The following is a 14,607-nucleotide window of genomic DNA, read 5'->3' on the forward strand; positions in this document are numbered from 1 at the left end:
AATCTTTTTTATTCCAATTGTAGATTTAATTTCATAGTCTTGTAAGTACAACAACATTTAACTACTAACCCGACATGAGTGTCAATGCTACTACTCCTAAATCCACCGTCGGACCTATGGTCATCATCGGTGCACTTTTTTTTATTTTCGGTTTCGTTACCTGGATCAACGGTCCGCTGATTACATTCGTGAAGTTGGCCTTCAGCTTGGATACCTATTCCAAAGCATTCATGGTCACGACAGCGTTTTACATGGCTTATTTCTTTTTGGCGCTGCCGTCGTCCTGGATATTGGAGCGCACCGGCATGAAGAAAGGCATGGCCCTGGGGTTGCTCGTCATGGCTGTGGGGACCTTCATTTTCGGTACTTATGCTACCCAACGAAATTACAACATTTCCCTTGCGGGGCTGTTCGTCATTGGCTCCGGCTTGTCGTTGCTGCAAACAGCGTCAAATCCATATATCAGTATTCTCGGGCCCATTGAGACTGCCGCGCGCCGCATCAGCATCATGGGGATATGCAACAAGCTTGCGGGTATTTTGAGTCCGATTGTCATCAGTGCACTGGTTTTTAAAGATGTGCGCGATCTGGATAAACGTGTTGCCGAGGCGGGGTCGCATGAAGCTGCCGAAGCCATACTCAACGAGTTTGCAGCCAAAATATACGCGCCTTACATGGTGATGGCCCTCATACTGGTCGTTCTGGCCATCTGGGTGGCCAAGTCGTCCCTGCCAGAGATAAATGCGTCGGAGATAAACGCTGAACCGGTAGGCGATGCGTCGTTGGCCAAGGAAAAAACCAGCGTGCTCCAATTCCCGCATTTATTGCTTGGGGCATTGTGTATTTTCCTTTATGTCGGCGTGGAGGTAATGGCCGGGGATGCCATCGGTGCCTATGCACAGGGATTCGATATCCCACCCGAGGAGACTACCATCTACACGTCCTTTACATTGGGCGCCATGTTGGTAGGGTATATCATCGGCCTGTTTACGATACCGAAAGTCATGAGCCAAGGGCAGGCGCTGAAGCTATCGGCCGTTTTGGGGATTGTTTTCACAGCAGGGGCGTACCTGACTGCCGGTTATGTTTCGGTTGCCTTTGTGGCGCTTTTGGGCTTGTCCAATGCGTTGATGTGGCCAGCGATTTGGCCGTTGGCCATCGCCGGTTTGGGCAAGTTTACCGAAAAGGGATCCGCGCTGTTGGTCATGGGCATAGCCGGTGGGGCCGTTATCCCGCAGTTGTTCGCCACATTGAAGGATAGCTACGACTTCCAGTTGGTGTTTCTATTGCTGATGGGCGTATGCTACCTCTATATCCTGTATTACGCAGCAAGCGGCCATACGGCTGGGAAAAAATAGGCTATCGGAGGGCTTGTGCCTGATTTTCCTGCGCCATGCGTCAGCACAGCACAGGAAAACAGGACTTTGTGAAATAACACCTTTAAAACGTGTGGAACGAAGGTGTATTATGCACGAATTGTAATATTTCGGTAATGTTGCCGGATATTTCTTAATTTCGGACCATTGTAAACGAACAACAGAAACATGAAGAAACGACTTTTTGCATCGGCAATCCTTGCCATTGCGGTTGCCATGGGATGGCAGCCAGCAAACGCTCAATTGAAGTTGCCTCCTGCCAGTAGCGCGCAGACCATCACGCAGGGTCTCGGTATCGGTACGGTGACACTTACCTATAGCCGTCCTAACTTGAACGGGCGGAAAATTTTTGGCGGGCTGGAACCTTATGACGCTATATGGCGTACGGGAGCCAACAACATTCCATCGCTCACGTTTGATACCGAAGTGACCATCGCGGGAAATAAAGTGCCGCCCGGTACGTACGGGCTGCTCACCATACCGGGGGCGGACGAATGGACGGTTATTTTTTCAAAAAACAGCAAACAATGGGGCGCCTACTCCTATACGCAGGAAGAGGATTTATTCCGCTTTAAGGTTAACCCCGAAAAGTTGAGCAAACCGGTGGAAACCTTCATCATGACATTTTCCGATGTGACCGCGCAAAGTGCCAAATTGAACATCGCCTGGGAAAATACACAAATCGGCTTCGATTTGATAGTCGATCAAGATGCCGAAATTATGGCCTCCATCGATGAAGCCATGAAAGGTGAAAAGAAGCCGTATTTGCAAGCCGCACAATATTATTATACGAATAACAAGGATATCCAAAAAGCCTTGGCGTGGATCAACGAAGCCGATAAGGCACCTAATCCCGCACCGTATATCAAGTATTGGAAAGCTCGCATACAACTCAAGGCCGGAGACAAAGCCGGAGCGGCTGCTACCGCTACAGAAGGTGTTGCGATTGCAAAGGAACAAAACAATCCCGAATATGTGCGGCTGAACGGCCAGGTGCTGGCTGAAGCTCAGCGATAAGCACGCGCCAATATATCCGAAATTGTCGTAAAGGCCCGGTCTGCGCAAAGCGGCACGGGCCTTTGCTTACAAGAGAGGCCTACAGATTGACGTTCAACAGCTCCTCCAGCTCTTCATGGCTGATATTCATGTTTACGTTGCCGTCTTTGGCAAATGAAATTTCCCCCGTTTCTTCGGAGACCACCACGGCAATCGCATCGCTCACCTCCGTCACGCCAATGGCTGCACGGTGGCGCAGCCCAAAATGGAGCGGTAAATCTTCACTGTCCGACAGCGGCAGAACACAGCTGGCGGTCATGACTTTAAAATCAACGATGACCACGGCGCCGTCATGCAATGGGCTGTTTTTTTGAAAGATGCTTTCCAGAAGCCGTTTTGACAAATGAGCGTCCAGGTATTCGCCGCTGGTTTGGTAATATTCTTCATCATAGTATTTGGCAAAGACCATCAATGCTCCCGTATGAGATTTGGATAGGCTCCTGCACGCATCGATGATGGGCTTGAGGCGCAGGCGATTATCTTGTGTGGCGGCCTTTTTGCTCACAAAGAACGACCAAAGGAAGTTCTTTCGCTTGACGGAGATATTTTTGCCGATATGGATGAGGAAACGCCGGATTTCCTGCTGGAAAACCACGACCAAGGCCAATGACCCTACGCTGATGAACCCGCCGAAGATGTTGGTAAGCAGGTGCATGTTGAATTGCTTGACAAGGATATAGATGATGTATATCAGTCCCAATCCAATCAGGATATTGACCGCAATCGTTCCCCGGATAAGGCTGTAGATATAGTAAAGGATGACAGCTACGAGAAAGATGTCAATGATGTCCAGTAACCTAAAACTAAAGTCGAGACTCTCCATAATTCCCGCAATTTAGGAAATTTCCACTATAAAAAACGCTCGATGGCTGAAGAGCGATTGATAACTGCGCAGCAATTTAACTAAGTTTATACCTTTGTAAAAAAAATCATGGCAAGACTTTCCGTCAATATCAACAAAATTGCAACACTCCGCAATTCCCGGGGTGGAAATAACCCGGATGTACTCCAGGCCGCGTTGGCCTGTGAGCGCTTTGGTGCGCAGGGTATCACCGTACATCCACGGCCGGACGAACGGCATATCCGGTATCAGGACGTTTACGATTTAAAGGCAACCATCAAGACCGAGCTCAATATCGAAGGCAATAGCCAGGAGGAGAAGTTTGTCCGCCTGGTGCTGGATACGCTACCTGCCCAGGTGACGCTGGTGCCGGATGATCCGGGGCAGATTACGTCCAACCATGGATGGGATACCATCAAACACCGCACCTATCTTCAAGAGACCTGTGCGCAGTTTAAAGAAGCCGGCATCCGTGTCTCCATCTTTGTTGACGCCGATCCCCAGCTGGTAGAAGCTGCGGCACAGACCGGCACCGATCGCGTGGAATTATACACCGAATCTTATGCACGGTTATACCATCAAGACCGGGAGCGCGCCATCGCGCCTTATATTGAGGCGGCTAAGGTGGCGCAGCAGGCAGGCCTGGGCCTTAATGCCGGGCACGACCTTGATTTGCACAATTTGCGGTATTTCAGCCAGCATATACCGGGATTGCTGGAGGTGAGCATCGGCCATGCCCTGATTGCCGATGCATTGTATCTGGGGCTGGAAACGACGATTAAGCGGTATTTGGAGCAGTTGGCAGGTGGTGATTAGCGGTCGGTAGAACAAGCTCCGGGGGGAACGGTTGATGTATAGAATAAACTAACGGCAGAAATGCTCGAATCACGGTTGAGGATACAGCTCTATAGGGTTGTTTCTTTGTTTTATTCCTTCTTCACTTTTTTTTCTCATTTTTACTTCTGTTGCCGGATCGGGAAAACTTATTACTCCAGCAGCCAACATTCTATCAACAGCGTTTGCCATGAACTCTTTTCGATGTTTGTAAAAGTCCAACTTGTCCATTTCCACGCTTTGGTTCAGGTAGCGAAGATCGAAATCAAATGGGGGAATTTCATGGATTCCAACAAGCGAAAATGACCAAGAATCTGTTGTGTCCGCAACCTGCACTATCAGTCCCGGCAAGTTGCAAAACTTATACGGCCCATCGGAAATGGCGATATCCGGGCAGAACCATGCCTCCCATTTCCTGTTACCATAGTTTATTTTTGCCTTCTGGCATTTCAAACTACCGATGGACATGGTGTCCGGTAGCAATTCCCAGTTCAAATCTTCCATTGATTCGGTGTACCGATATAGTTCACCGTTCACTACATTCAACTGTTGATAATATGCAATGCTTTGGGCTTGGCTGTTTTTCACTATTCTATGGTAATTTCCGGAAATCGGAAAGGTCGGTTCGGTAAGCCCCGCATCCGGATGGTATCGCATGGTATCCCGTTGGGCTAAGTAGCAAGAACGGAAAAGAGATGTTTCGTTGCTAATCAATAGCTCTGTCAGCTCCTCCTTAGTGTTATTGGACGTGCTGTCTTCTCTGAACTCCATGAGGTACAGTATTTTATGCGCAGGATTCTGCGCCTGCGCAAACAAGCAATGGGAAACAACAAAAGAAACCAACAACAAAAAAAGTGCTCGAATCATGGTCAATGAGTAAATATTCAATTCATGTTTGTTAAAAATAAGTATAGGCGAAAAAGCCCATACTTATTTTTAATAGTAGGTGAACTTATTCAGGAAATCACTTCGAAACAGCCAAAGCAATCCCAGTTGTTCTCATAACACACATCCAAACAATCTGATGCAGAAGGTGCGTTACATGTAAATGTGCCCCCACTCATGAGTTGACATGTGTATCCACCAGAAATATTCTTCATTTCTTCTCTTGAGAGCATTTCATCGGCAGATAAGTTTTTGAAACTGATTTTTTTCATAATTACGATTACGTTAATTTGTTTGTTAATAGTTGATTTTCACTTTCTCCCGAAAATCGTAGGAGGGCCAGTTGCAGAGTGCCATCTGCGTTTGGACCACTTGCAATTGGGCCAAACTTATTGCGTAATAATATCTTATAAAAAACTCTTTAAATTGGTAACACGACAATGTTTGGGTAATTCACGCCCATTAATAAATAGTGGTGGTGTCACTCTTATTTTCATCGTATCACACCAATTTCTCATTTCTTCTATTTTTCCTTTTTGTTCTTTTAATTCGCCATTCATGGGATACTTTTTGGCAAATGATGCATACTTCTTTTTAGGGGTCAGATACCATTCGTCCAATGATTGTCTAACAATAGCCTCTCCATATTTTTGTTGGATAGCTAACAGATGTGCTGCAGGGGCTGTCCGTTTGTCATCATCTGCTCCGCTCGCCGAAAAAATAGTCCTTAACCGGACATCTGCATTCCTGTTTATAAGGTGCTCTAACTCCGAGTGCGCTTTTGAACAAGGGCCACAATATGGGTTGCAAACTTTGATAATTTCATTTCGTGCATTTGGATTGCCGATGACAATCCCTATATCTATTACAGATTCAGTTATCGGATTGCTCTTAGATAATAACACTTGGAAAGTATCCGGATGCAAGAGTAATTTTTTCCAGCGCTTTTTGTAGTTCTTGCTATCATTCCTCCGTTTTATTAAGGGTATGGCCCAATAGGCCGCCATCAATATGCTTAAGCCCAAAAATATAACGGTAAATAACGCATACCAACCTTCGACTCCAAATGCCAAGGTGTTGTTCTTTGTTAAATGGAAAGTGGCTAAAAATAAGTTTAGAAATAGTGGCGCCTGCACGGCAAGACAAAGGGGACACCATTGTTTTACGACCAGCTTTTGATAATACAGTGAGTAAATCACATAGGGCGAAACAATGAAAGACAATACCGGCCAGATACTAACGTATATCAGACTTTGGTTTGCGAAGAGCGACATGGACAGGAAAAATGCCGTAAAATAGGTGAATCCCCATATGGACCAACTGATGTGCAAAAATGAAGAACCCTTGGAGGTAAGAACAGCCGTGCAATTCACTTGTTTGTTTCCGGTTCCGCAAATCTCTTGGACAAAGGGATTGTGCGAATCTACATCATGCAATAGTGGTAATATGGCACAACCGATGCTTAAAATGCTTGTTAACAGATAACCGATATGGACATAGTAAAGCTGTGGCGTTAAATTAGCCGCACTAAATAGGTATAACACTGTAATTGTGAGAGAAACCCCCAAAAGATATATCGGAATTTGATTGATAATGCCGTTTATGGCTTCCTGCTGTCTGTTTTTCTGATAGTTTTTCTCATCTCTGTCGTTGGAACCATCCATAAACAGTATCAATTCCTTATCCATCTTCTCGAATTCGGCCAATGGAATTGAAACAAATTTATTGTCAACCGGATTGAGATAGCTTATCATGCCTTGATCCACCGTTGTAACCACGGTAAACCTGGCTTGATTCCAATCTTTCCGTTGTATCACGCAAACAAAAGGTGTTTCAAAGTCTGTATAAGAATAGTCTGCTTTTTTGATCGCAGCGTTATCGATACCGTATTCTGCCAACGTATCTTTGATGGTTAACAGAGATGGGGATTCAAGGTGATTATTAAGAAAATCGGAAAGTTGGGAATTTGTGAATCTAATGTTGAAAAAGTTCAAGAGGAATTGGCAAACAGGAGATAAGCCGTCTCTTTTGTTATGATTTGGTGCTCTTGTCAAACTGTATTGATGAAAGCTGGCCATTCTAAGTTGTTTTTATTTGGGAATAAACTTAACTTTCCCTAAGTTAGCTATTTCAAATAGAATATTTTTGCAAAAAAAAGTAACAATTTTATTAAAATAGATATTTTTTTGAGGTGTTGGCGGATACTATTAATTTAATTCATTAATAGGGCATACACAAACATAAAAAATCAATTCAATTGAAGCCTTTTCCTATTATCGTCAACAAGATCAGATGGATTGTGGAGCTACCTGCTTGCGCATGATATGCCGATATTATGGACGTAATATCTCAATCCACAAACTTCGTCAACTTTGCCAATCAACTAGAAGTGGTATAAATCTGTTGGGCATTAGTGAGGCCGCTGAGAAAATCGGTTTCCGTACACAGGGTGCGCGTCTGTCACTCGAACGACTGGCAGAGACATCGCTACCTTGCATTTTACACTGGCGGCAAAATCATTTTGTGGTGCTCTACAAAGTCAGGAAGGACAAGTACTATATCGCCGACCCGGCAATGGGACACTGTAGACTTAGCCAACAGGAATTCTTGGGCAATTGGTTTGCTTACAGGGGTATGCATCAGGGATTGATGAAGCGACCAATGCACTAGACGCTAACAATGAACGGGTGATTATAAATAATCTAACAGGTTTTTTTCAGAACCGGACGGTCATCATTGTGGCACACCGTCTTAGTACCGTAAGTCACCCAGACAACATCATAGTGATAGACAAAGGTGAGGTGGTAGAACAAGGAACACATAAGGTTTAAATGAAATGCAGCAGAAGACTCATTCAGAGGATATACGAGATATCATCAGCACTCCCCCTTCTTGGTTGCTGCGTTGGGGTATCACTTCAGTACTATTGGTGTTATTTATCGTAGTATTGACATCAACGTTTATTCACTATCCTGATGTCGTGCGTGCCTCTGTGCGAATTAATGCGTTAAATGCTCCCCGAACGATTGTTAGTAAGGTTTCGGGAAATGTCGTTAAATTGCTGGTCTGGGAAAATAAGTTGGTTACAACTGGCCAGGAATTGGCTTTGATGGAGAGTACTGCAAATCATAGCCAAGTATTAGGGTTGCTGCGGCAGATGCAATTATTGCGTGAAAAACATGTGATGAACGCTAATGAAGATCTAGCGGCTTTAGAAGCTCCAGTTTACCTACAATTGGGAGAACTCCAAAGTGCTTATCAGGCATTCTACCAATCCTACCTTAGTTATCGGGCTGCGGCAGTTAGCGGTATCTATCCGAAACGGCGCAGCTATATCCAACAAGACATCAGTAACATCAAGGCACAGCGGGAACAATTATTGTTGCAACAGACCTTACAGGAACAGGAATATACGTTGGCAGAAAAGGAATTTGGGCGTTATAAAGCTCTTGCAGAGAAACAAGTGATTTCTCCAGCGGAATTTCAACAGCAACAAGCGGCTTTATTGGCTAAGCAATATCCTATACAGCAAACTAAGTCCACTTTGCTTACCAATGAATCCGCCTATGTTTCTAAAACGAAGGAGCTTGCGGAGGTGGATAATCAGATTGCAGAAGAAAAATCAAAATTCATTCATGCCCTAAATAGCCTTATTAGTGATGCGGAGCATTGGAAAAGTCAATACGTTCTTACCGCTAGGCAGTCAGGAAAAGTTGCTTTTGTAGGTATTATTCAAGAAAATCAGTATATTAATGCCGGGCAGGAGGTCTTTTATATCAATCCAGGGAGCACGGATTTTTTTGGCGAAGTTAATATTCCACAATACAATATGGGGGAAGATAAAAGAAGGGCATGAAGCCATAATTAAGTTGGACAGTTATCCCTTTGAAGAATATGGAATATTGAAAGGAAAAGTAAGCCAGATTAACAAAGTGCCTCACTAAGACAGTATTTTTATGGCCCGCTTAACGTTAGATCCAATTCGAAGGGAGGGACATATTCAATTAAACACGGGATTGACAAGATCCCTTGAAATCATCACAGAAGATGTTTCTTTGTTTTCGCGAATAGGGCGTAATATCATTAAGACTATTTACGCTCATAAATGATCCGAACAAGCCGCCTTGTTATAAGAAGAGACAGTTCACATCCTAACTACAAGACAACTCCCTACTTAATCCCCATGAAAATCCGGTTCCACCGGATTTTGCTCAGGAAAGTGCCGTGTTTGTCCCAGCTCAGCCATACAAACAACGCTTTGCCCACGATATGATCTTCGGGTACAAACCCCCACGTGCGAGCGTCCTCTGAATTATGGCGGTTGTCGCCCATCATCCAGTAGTAATCCATCTTAAAGGTGTAGCTGTCCGCTTTGCTGCCATTGAGGTATATGCCGTCCTCGCGGCTTTCCAGTTCGTTGCCTTCGTATACGCGGATGGCGCGCTCATAGAGGGGCATCGTCAGACTATCGAGTGTTATCGTCCACCCTTTTTTGGGTACGATAATCGGCCCGAAGTTGTCGATATTCCAGTGGTACAGCGGATTGTTTGGGAATACGCCGGGCTCAGCCGTGTCACGGTGCCTGATATTGGGTACGATGCGGCTTACATTGGCCCAGCCCTTCACCTCCTCATAAGCCTTGTCGGTAAGGAAGAGTTGGTAAGGCTCCCGCGCGTATGGATTGGATTCGATGCGCATATCCAGCAGGCGCTGCGGGTTCAAGCCGGTACCATCGGTGTATACGTAATAGTCCAATTGGCCGTTGGGTGGCTCAAAAGCCCGTTTGCCGTTGACATAGAGCTGCGCTTCGCGCAGCGAAATCGTATCACCGGGGATGCCTACGGCACGTTTGATATAATTTTCGCGCTTGTCGATAGGCCTGTTGAAAGGCGGATCAGCTTCCATGGGGTAGTTGAATACGACGACGTCATTTCGTTCAATCTCTTGGAAACCCGGTAGCCGTTTGTACCCCAGTTTGATGCCTTCCCAGTAGGCCTTGCCACCGGTCAGCGGCATCGTATGATGCGCGAAGGGAAAAGCAACAGGCGTCATGGGTACCCGCGGACCATAATTCAGCTTGCTGACAAACAGGAAGTCGCCTACGAGCAGGCTTTTTTCCATGGAGCCTGTCGGTATCATGTAAGCCTCAATAAGAAAGCCGCGGATGAGCGTTGCTGCCACCACGGCAAACACAATAGCATCTGCCCATTCGCGGGCAACAGACTTTTTATATGGATGTTTCTCCCTAAACTCCGGCGTGGCAGATTGGCCGAGGTAAACCACCTTGGGATCGTTGCCCCACCATGGGAGGACTACAAAAGGGAATAACACTGTGGCCGCATATTCCCAGAACCGGCGTTTGCCGAAAGCCTTGACCAGATCAAGGTACAATCCGAAAAAAATGAAGATATTCACGATGGGGATAAGCAACAACGCGATCCACCATGCCGGGCGTCCGGTAATGTGTTTGGCAATAACGAATTCTCTGTAAACCGGTATGAGGGATTCCCAGCCCGCGCGGCCGGCCTTAATGAAAAGCTTCCATAAGCCGAAATGGACGAGGACAAGAATGATTGCAAAAACGATATATCCCATAATAGGTTTTTATTAAAAATATGTCTGTTTGATGTACTACACTTGCCCGCCAAAGTTAAACATTTCGGTCACTTGGTAAAATCCGGTTTTACCATTGAGCCATTCAGCAGCGATTACCGCGCCCAAGGCGAACCCCGCGCGGCTATGAGCGGTATGCTTGAACTCTATTTGGTCAACCTCCGAGCTGTATAACACCGTGTGTGTGCCAGGCACGTCCTCGATGCGGTGGCTCTCAATGAGTAATTGATTGGGCTTTGGGATGGACTCTTCGCCTTCACCGATCAGGTTGTTTATCCACTCCGTTTTGGCATCCGTATGTTCGATGATGCTTTCAGCAATGGTGATGGCCGTGCCGCTGGGGGCGTCCAGTTTTTGGGTATGGTGGATTTCCTCTACCTGCACATCGTATTGTTTGTATGGATTCATTGCAGCGGCCAGCAGCTTGTTGATATAAAAGAATACATTTACCCCGATACTGAAATTAGAACCATACAGCAGCGTTTTGTTACCGTCCAGGCATCTTTTTTTTACCACGTCAAGCTGGTTATACCAGCCCGTGGTGCCGACCACGATGGGTACATCGGCTTCGAAACATAAGTCGATGTTGCTCACCGCAGCTTCAGGCCTGCTGAAATCGATGGCGATATCAGCGCCACCCAAATCCGCGGCACCGATGCTTTCACGATTGCCTTCGTCCACGATGAGGTGGATTTGATGACCGCGTTGTAGGGCAAATTTTTCGATAAGCTGCCCCATTTTGCCATATCCGAGTAATGCAATATTCATGTAACTAAATCGCTAATCCGCAAACTTAGCATAAAATGCGAAGCAATTTTAGCGGAACATGATTTTTTTTAAAATCTAAAGCCTACCTTCAGGCCGATAGCATAAGGGCTATGTTGATAGGTCAATGATGTAGGCGGCTGTTGCAGCAGCGTCGGTGAGATCCGGAAGCCCAAATCATCGCCGATATCCCAGCGGTGTTTGAGCATGGAAGTGACATAGGCTTCCACGGCTTGTATACCCCACCAGCCGACGGTCACCAGCACCGTCAGGTCGCGGTTACGCCGGTAATAGTCTTTGGCCGCAACCAAGCGGTCAGTGGCTTGGCTACCGGCGGCAAGGTAGGGGAATTTGGTGTTGGGCGGGATGGCGTGGTTGTTGTTGATGCGATATTGCGCTTCCCGCAATACATCGTGGTAATATCGGTTGTTGAACTCAAATACAAGCACCGCACCCACGAACCCGCCGTAAATGACAGGTACCTTGAGCCACCACCAGCCGCCGTTGGTGATTTGCCCCCAGCCCGGTACCATGAGCGACTGCTTCCAGGGCCGTACAGACATAGCCTCCAAAGCGAGCCTGGCTGAATCTTTAAACACCGTTTGTTTTTGTTCCTGCGCTTCCCTTTCGCGCCGTTCCCGCTGCCGTCTTTCCCGCCGGGTTTCATCGGCCTGCCTGCCGGCGGTATCCACGGCAAGGGTGTCGGCCATCTTGGGTATGGTGTCCCTGCGTAGGCTGTCAGGCTCCTGGGCATGTAGGCCGCCTACGGTCCCCAGAACCAACAAGACGATAACAAGCCAGCGGTTCATCACCAATCGAGTAATTCAAGGATCCTGTTGAGGTCGTCTTCCGAATGAAACGGAATTTCGATCGCGCCGTTTCCTTTCTTGCCTGAAACTTTCAGTTTTACCCGAGTGGCAAATTTGGAAGCAAGGTCATCTTCCACCTTCTGGTATTGGAAAGATAAGGCCGGTGTTTTTTCCCGCTTGTCGGCTTGCCTATTGGCGTGTTGCTGTACGTCCCGCACCAACTCCTCGGTTTTCCTGACGGAGAGCCCCTTCTTGACGATTTCCCGGAAGATATAAAGCTGTTTGTCGATTTCGGAGACGTTGATCAATGCCCTGGCATGCCCCATGCTTAGCTGCCCATCGCGTATCGCGGCCTGTATAGCAGGCGGCAGCTTCAACAGGCGCAGGTAGTTGGTTACCGTAGATCGGTTTTTGCTTACCCGTTCGCCAAGTTCTTCTTGCTTGAGGTTGCATTCCTCGATCATCCGTTGGAAACTCAGCGCCACCTCGATGGCATTGAGGTTTTCACGCTGGATGTTTTCGATCAGGGCCATTTCCAGCATCTGCTGGTCATTAGCCGTACGGATATACGCAGGTATTTCGGTCAATCCAGCCAGTTTGGCTGCCCTAAGCCGCCGCTCACCACTGATCAGCTGATAGGTGTCGCCATTGGCCTGCCTCACCGTAATGGGCTGTATCAGGCCCTGTAGTTTGATGGAGTCTGCCAGTTCGCGCAGCGCTTCTTCATCAAACTCCGTTCGCGGCTGGAAGGGGTTAATGGCTATTTTCGAAATAGGTACCGCACTGATGGTGCCCGGGGCTTTCCGCGGGGAAGGCACTTCCGTGACGTTATTTTCGGCTGGCCGCTTGATTACCTCTTCTGAGTCGTCGAGCAATGCACTCAATCCCTTACCCAATCCTATTTTCCGTTGTTGTGCTGCCATGTTGTTTTATACGCTTACTTGTTCTTTTTCTTCCTTATTGAGGTTGTTTTTTTCGAGAATTTCGCGTGCCAGGTTCAGGTAGTTGATGGCTCCTTTGCTATTGGCATCATGCATAATCACCGAAATGCCGAAGCTTGGTGCTTCGCTGAGCCGGGTATTGCGCTGGATGATTGTATCAAAGACCAGTTCGTTGAAATGCGTCTTCACCTCTTCCACGACCTGGTTGGAAAGGCGGAGGCGGACATCATACATGGTCAATAAAATGCCTTCGATTTCCAAGGCCGTGTTCAGCCTGTTCTGTACAATCTTGATGGTATTGAGCAATTTGCCCAACCCTTCAAGTGCGAAGTACTCACACTGCACCGGGATGATGACCGAATTGGACGCAGACAGCGCATTGATGGTTATGAGGCCCAGGGAAGGCGAACAGTCGATTACGATGAAATCATATTCATCTTTGACCTGGTTCAGTATCCCCCTCATTTTATATTCCCGCTCATGCAAGTTAATCATTTCGATTTCTGCACCGACCAAGTCAATGTGTGCGGGCAGGAGATCAAGGTTCGGTGTCTCCGTGTGCTGGATGGCCTCATGCGGGTCAAGGTCGTTGATTAGGCATTCGTAGACGCTGGCCTTAATGGCGCGCGGGTCAAATCCGATACCCGAGGTCGAGTTAGCCTGCGGGTCGGCATCCACCAGCAAGGTTTTATATTCCAGTACAGCTAAGCTCGCTGCAAGGTTGATGGAAGTGGTCGTTTTGCCTACTCCTCCTTTTTGATTGGCTATTGAAATGATTTTACCCATGGGTGATGAAAAATTAACGCTCCGTTGCTTCGCATCCCAAAAGTATTCATTAATTTGTACTTTTGGGCATTTCAGCAATGCTGAATCAGAGGGGCTAAGATACGCTTTTTAATTTAATCCATTATGATTACCATTATATCCGGTACAAACCGTCCTCATAGTAATACGTTTAAGCTTTCCAGTTATTATCAGCACCAGCTTTCGAAAAGGGGGGTGGCAGCTCATATCCTGTCGTTGGCGGATTTGTCGGCCGATTTCATATCGGCCGATATGTACAAAAACCGGAGTGATGCATTTCTCCCTTATCAGGAACGCATCAGCGCGACGGAGAAATTTCTTTTTGTCATCCCGGAGTACAATGGGAGTTTTCCGGGGATTCTGAAAACGTTTGTGGACGCCTGCAAGTTTCCCGATAGTTTTTTTGATAAAAAAGCCGCGTTGGTGGGATTATCCAGTGGCAAGTATGGCAATATCCGGGGAGTGGATCATTTTACGGGCGTCTGCCACTATGTGCGGTTGCACGTGTTGCCGCTGCGCATCCATATTCCCTATATTCTCAGTGAGTTTGATGCCGAGGGCAACCTGTATAAGGACGATACTGTCCGGTTTACCAATGAACAGATTGAGGCGTTTATACGTTTTTGATACAACTAAAAAAAGATGGTTACGGATGCCTTGCGGCCCGTAACCATCCCTTATGA

15 protein-coding genes are annotated in these 14,607 nt (G+C 46.9%); 6 read left to right on the plus strand and 9 right to left on the minus strand.

Annotation, left to right across the window (positions count from 1 at the left end):
- The first annotated feature begins 74 nt into the window (after positions 1 to 74).
- Together B5X72_RS01235 and B5X72_RS01240 are read left to right on the plus strand one after the other, a co-directional pair.
- Complete coding sequence (locus B5X72_RS01235; RefSeq protein ID WP_079714982.1) at positions 75 to 1,358, plus strand: sugar MFS transporter; 1,284 nt, start codon at positions 75 to 77, stop codon at positions 1,356 to 1,358.
- A 186-nt stretch (positions 1,359 to 1,544) separates the two neighbouring features.
- Positions 1,545 to 2,393 carry a DUF2911 domain-containing protein gene (locus B5X72_RS01240; RefSeq protein ID WP_079714983.1) on the plus strand — a complete coding sequence of 283 codons (849 nt, stop codon included), beginning with the start codon at positions 1,545 to 1,547 and terminating at the stop codon, positions 2,391 to 2,393.
- 79 nt (positions 2,394 to 2,472) lie between these two features.
- On the opposite strand, the gene cdaA is transcribed toward B5X72_RS01240, so the two are convergent.
- Positions 2,473 to 3,255 (minus strand): diadenylate cyclase CdaA, encoded by a 783-nt coding sequence (gene cdaA, locus B5X72_RS01245; protein ID WP_079714984.1) that lies wholly within the window; start codon positions 3,253 to 3,255, stop codon positions 2,473 to 2,475.
- Positions 3,256 to 3,363: 108 nt separating this feature from the next.
- Between cdaA and B5X72_RS01250 the strand changes: the two genes are divergently transcribed.
- The gene (locus B5X72_RS01250; RefSeq protein ID WP_079714985.1) at positions 3,364 to 4,089 is read left to right on the plus strand and encodes a pyridoxine 5'-phosphate synthase; all 726 of its coding nucleotides are present in this window, start codon (positions 3,364 to 3,366) and stop codon (positions 4,087 to 4,089) included.
- A 69-nt stretch (positions 4,090 to 4,158) separates the two neighbouring features.
- Here B5X72_RS01250 and B5X72_RS01255 read toward each other — a convergent pair whose 3' ends face one another.
- The 3 genes from B5X72_RS01255 to B5X72_RS01260 form a co-directional block, all read right to left on the minus strand.
- A complete protein-coding gene (locus B5X72_RS01255) occupies positions 4,159 to 4,974 on the minus strand; it encodes a GLPGLI family protein (RefSeq protein ID WP_079714986.1) in 816 nt (271 codons plus the stop codon).
- Between the two features lie 89 nt (positions 4,975 to 5,063).
- The gene (locus tag B5X72_RS20900; protein WP_217698072.1) at positions 5,064 to 5,264 is read right to left on the minus strand and encodes a hypothetical protein; all 201 of its coding nucleotides are present in this window, start codon (positions 5,262 to 5,264) and stop codon (positions 5,064 to 5,066) included.
- A 135-nt stretch (positions 5,265 to 5,399) separates the two neighbouring features.
- Positions 5,400 to 7,070: a vitamin K epoxide reductase family protein gene (locus B5X72_RS01260; RefSeq protein WP_079714987.1), complete on the minus strand. Its 1,671-nt coding sequence runs from the start codon at positions 7,068 to 7,070 to the stop codon at positions 5,400 to 5,402.
- A gap of 178 nt (positions 7,071 to 7,248) precedes the next feature.
- Here B5X72_RS01260 and B5X72_RS01265 point away from each other — a divergent pair, with 178 nt between their 5' ends.
- Together B5X72_RS01265 and B5X72_RS01270 are read left to right on the plus strand one after the other, a co-directional pair.
- Positions 7,249 to 7,662, plus strand: coding sequence for a cysteine peptidase family C39 domain-containing protein (locus B5X72_RS01265; protein ID WP_262497463.1), 414 nt, complete (start codon positions 7,249 to 7,251; stop codon positions 7,660 to 7,662).
- 166 nt (positions 7,663 to 7,828) lie between these two features.
- On the plus strand, positions 7,829 to 8,848 hold the full coding sequence (locus B5X72_RS01270; RefSeq protein WP_079714989.1) for an HlyD family secretion protein: 1,020 nt from the start codon (positions 7,829 to 7,831) through the stop codon (positions 8,846 to 8,848).
- A gap of 314 nt (positions 8,849 to 9,162) precedes the next feature.
- Here B5X72_RS01270 and lepB read toward each other — a convergent pair whose 3' ends face one another.
- The 5 genes from lepB to B5X72_RS01295 all read right to left on the minus strand — a co-directional run bounded on the left by lepB (position 9,163) and on the right by B5X72_RS01295 (position 13,906).
- Positions 9,163 to 10,587, minus strand: a complete 1,425-nt coding sequence (gene lepB / locus B5X72_RS01275) for a signal peptidase I (protein WP_079714990.1) — start codon at positions 10,585 to 10,587, stop codon at positions 9,163 to 9,165.
- A gap of 36 nt (positions 10,588 to 10,623) precedes the next feature.
- Positions 10,624 to 11,373, minus strand: a complete 750-nt coding sequence (gene dapB, locus B5X72_RS01280; protein WP_079714991.1) for a 4-hydroxy-tetrahydrodipicolinate reductase — start codon at positions 11,371 to 11,373, stop codon at positions 10,624 to 10,626.
- Positions 11,374 to 11,441: 68 nt separating this feature from the next.
- Positions 11,442 to 12,179, minus strand: coding sequence for a DUF5683 domain-containing protein (locus B5X72_RS01285; protein ID WP_079714992.1), 738 nt, complete (start codon positions 12,177 to 12,179; stop codon positions 11,442 to 11,444).
- Positions 12,179 to 13,102: a ParB/RepB/Spo0J family partition protein gene (locus B5X72_RS01290; RefSeq protein WP_079714993.1), complete on the minus strand. Its 924-nt coding sequence runs from the start codon at positions 13,100 to 13,102 to the stop codon at positions 12,179 to 12,181. The genes B5X72_RS01285 and B5X72_RS01290 overlap by 1 nt, the downstream gene beginning before the upstream one ends.
- A gap of 6 nt (positions 13,103 to 13,108) precedes the next feature.
- A complete protein-coding gene (locus B5X72_RS01295; RefSeq protein WP_079714994.1) occupies positions 13,109 to 13,906 on the minus strand; it encodes a ParA family protein in 798 nt (265 codons plus the stop codon).
- A 123-nt stretch (positions 13,907 to 14,029) separates the two neighbouring features.
- On the opposite strand from B5X72_RS01295, the gene B5X72_RS01300 reads away from it, so the two are divergent.
- Positions 14,030 to 14,551: an NADPH-dependent FMN reductase gene (locus B5X72_RS01300; protein ID WP_079714995.1), complete on the plus strand. Its 522-nt coding sequence runs from the start codon at positions 14,030 to 14,032 to the stop codon at positions 14,549 to 14,551.
- Positions 14,552 to 14,607 lie beyond the last annotated feature (56 nt).

It is taken from the genome of Parapedobacter luteus (assembly GCF_900168055.1).
Taxonomy (GTDB): Bacteria; Bacteroidota; Bacteroidia; order Sphingobacteriales; family Sphingobacteriaceae; genus Parapedobacter; species Parapedobacter luteus.

What these genes read in the sequence shown, in the direction of transcription:
- B5X72_RS01235 (WP_079714982.1), top strand. Translation starts at nt 75, where the DNA reads ATGAGTGTCAATGCTACTACTCCTAAATCCACCGTCGGACCTATGGTC.
- B5X72_RS01240 (WP_079714983.1), top strand. Translation starts at nt 1,545, where the DNA reads ATGAAGAAACGACTTTTTGCATCGGCAATCCTTGCCATTGCGGTTGCC.
- cdaA (WP_079714984.1), bottom strand. Translation starts at nt 3,255, where the DNA reads ATGGAGAGTCTCGACTTTAGTTTTAGGTTACTGGACATCATTGACATC.
- B5X72_RS01250 (WP_079714985.1), top strand. Translation starts at nt 3,364, where the DNA reads ATGGCAAGACTTTCCGTCAATATCAACAAAATTGCAACACTCCGCAAT.
- B5X72_RS01255 (WP_079714986.1), bottom strand. Translation starts at nt 4,974, where the DNA reads ATGATTCGAGCACTTTTTTTGTTGTTGGTTTCTTTTGTTGTTTCCCAT.
- B5X72_RS20900 (WP_217698072.1), bottom strand. Translation starts at nt 5,264, where the DNA reads ATGAAAAAAATCAGTTTCAAAAACTTATCTGCCGATGAAATGCTCTCA.
- B5X72_RS01260 (WP_079714987.1), bottom strand. Translation starts at nt 7,070, where the DNA reads ATGGCCAGCTTTCATCAATACAGTTTGACAAGAGCACCAAATCATAAC.
- B5X72_RS01270 (WP_079714989.1), top strand. Translation starts at nt 7,829, where the DNA reads ATGCAGCAGAAGACTCATTCAGAGGATATACGAGATATCATCAGCACT.
- lepB (WP_079714990.1), bottom strand. Translation starts at nt 10,587, where the DNA reads ATGGGATATATCGTTTTTGCAATCATTCTTGTCCTCGTCCATTTCGGC.
- dapB (WP_079714991.1), bottom strand. Translation starts at nt 11,373, where the DNA reads ATGAATATTGCATTACTCGGATATGGCAAAATGGGGCAGCTTATCGAA.
- B5X72_RS01285 (WP_079714992.1), bottom strand. Translation starts at nt 12,179, where the DNA reads ATGAACCGCTGGCTTGTTATCGTCTTGTTGGTTCTGGGGACCGTAGGC.
- B5X72_RS01290 (WP_079714993.1), bottom strand. Translation starts at nt 13,102, where the DNA reads ATGGCAGCACAACAACGGAAAATAGGATTGGGTAAGGGATTGAGTGCA.
- B5X72_RS01295 (WP_079714994.1), bottom strand. Translation starts at nt 13,906, where the DNA reads ATGGGTAAAATCATTTCAATAGCCAATCAAAAAGGAGGAGTAGGCAAA.
- B5X72_RS01300 (WP_079714995.1), top strand. Translation starts at nt 14,030, where the DNA reads ATGATTACCATTATATCCGGTACAAACCGTCCTCATAGTAATACGTTT.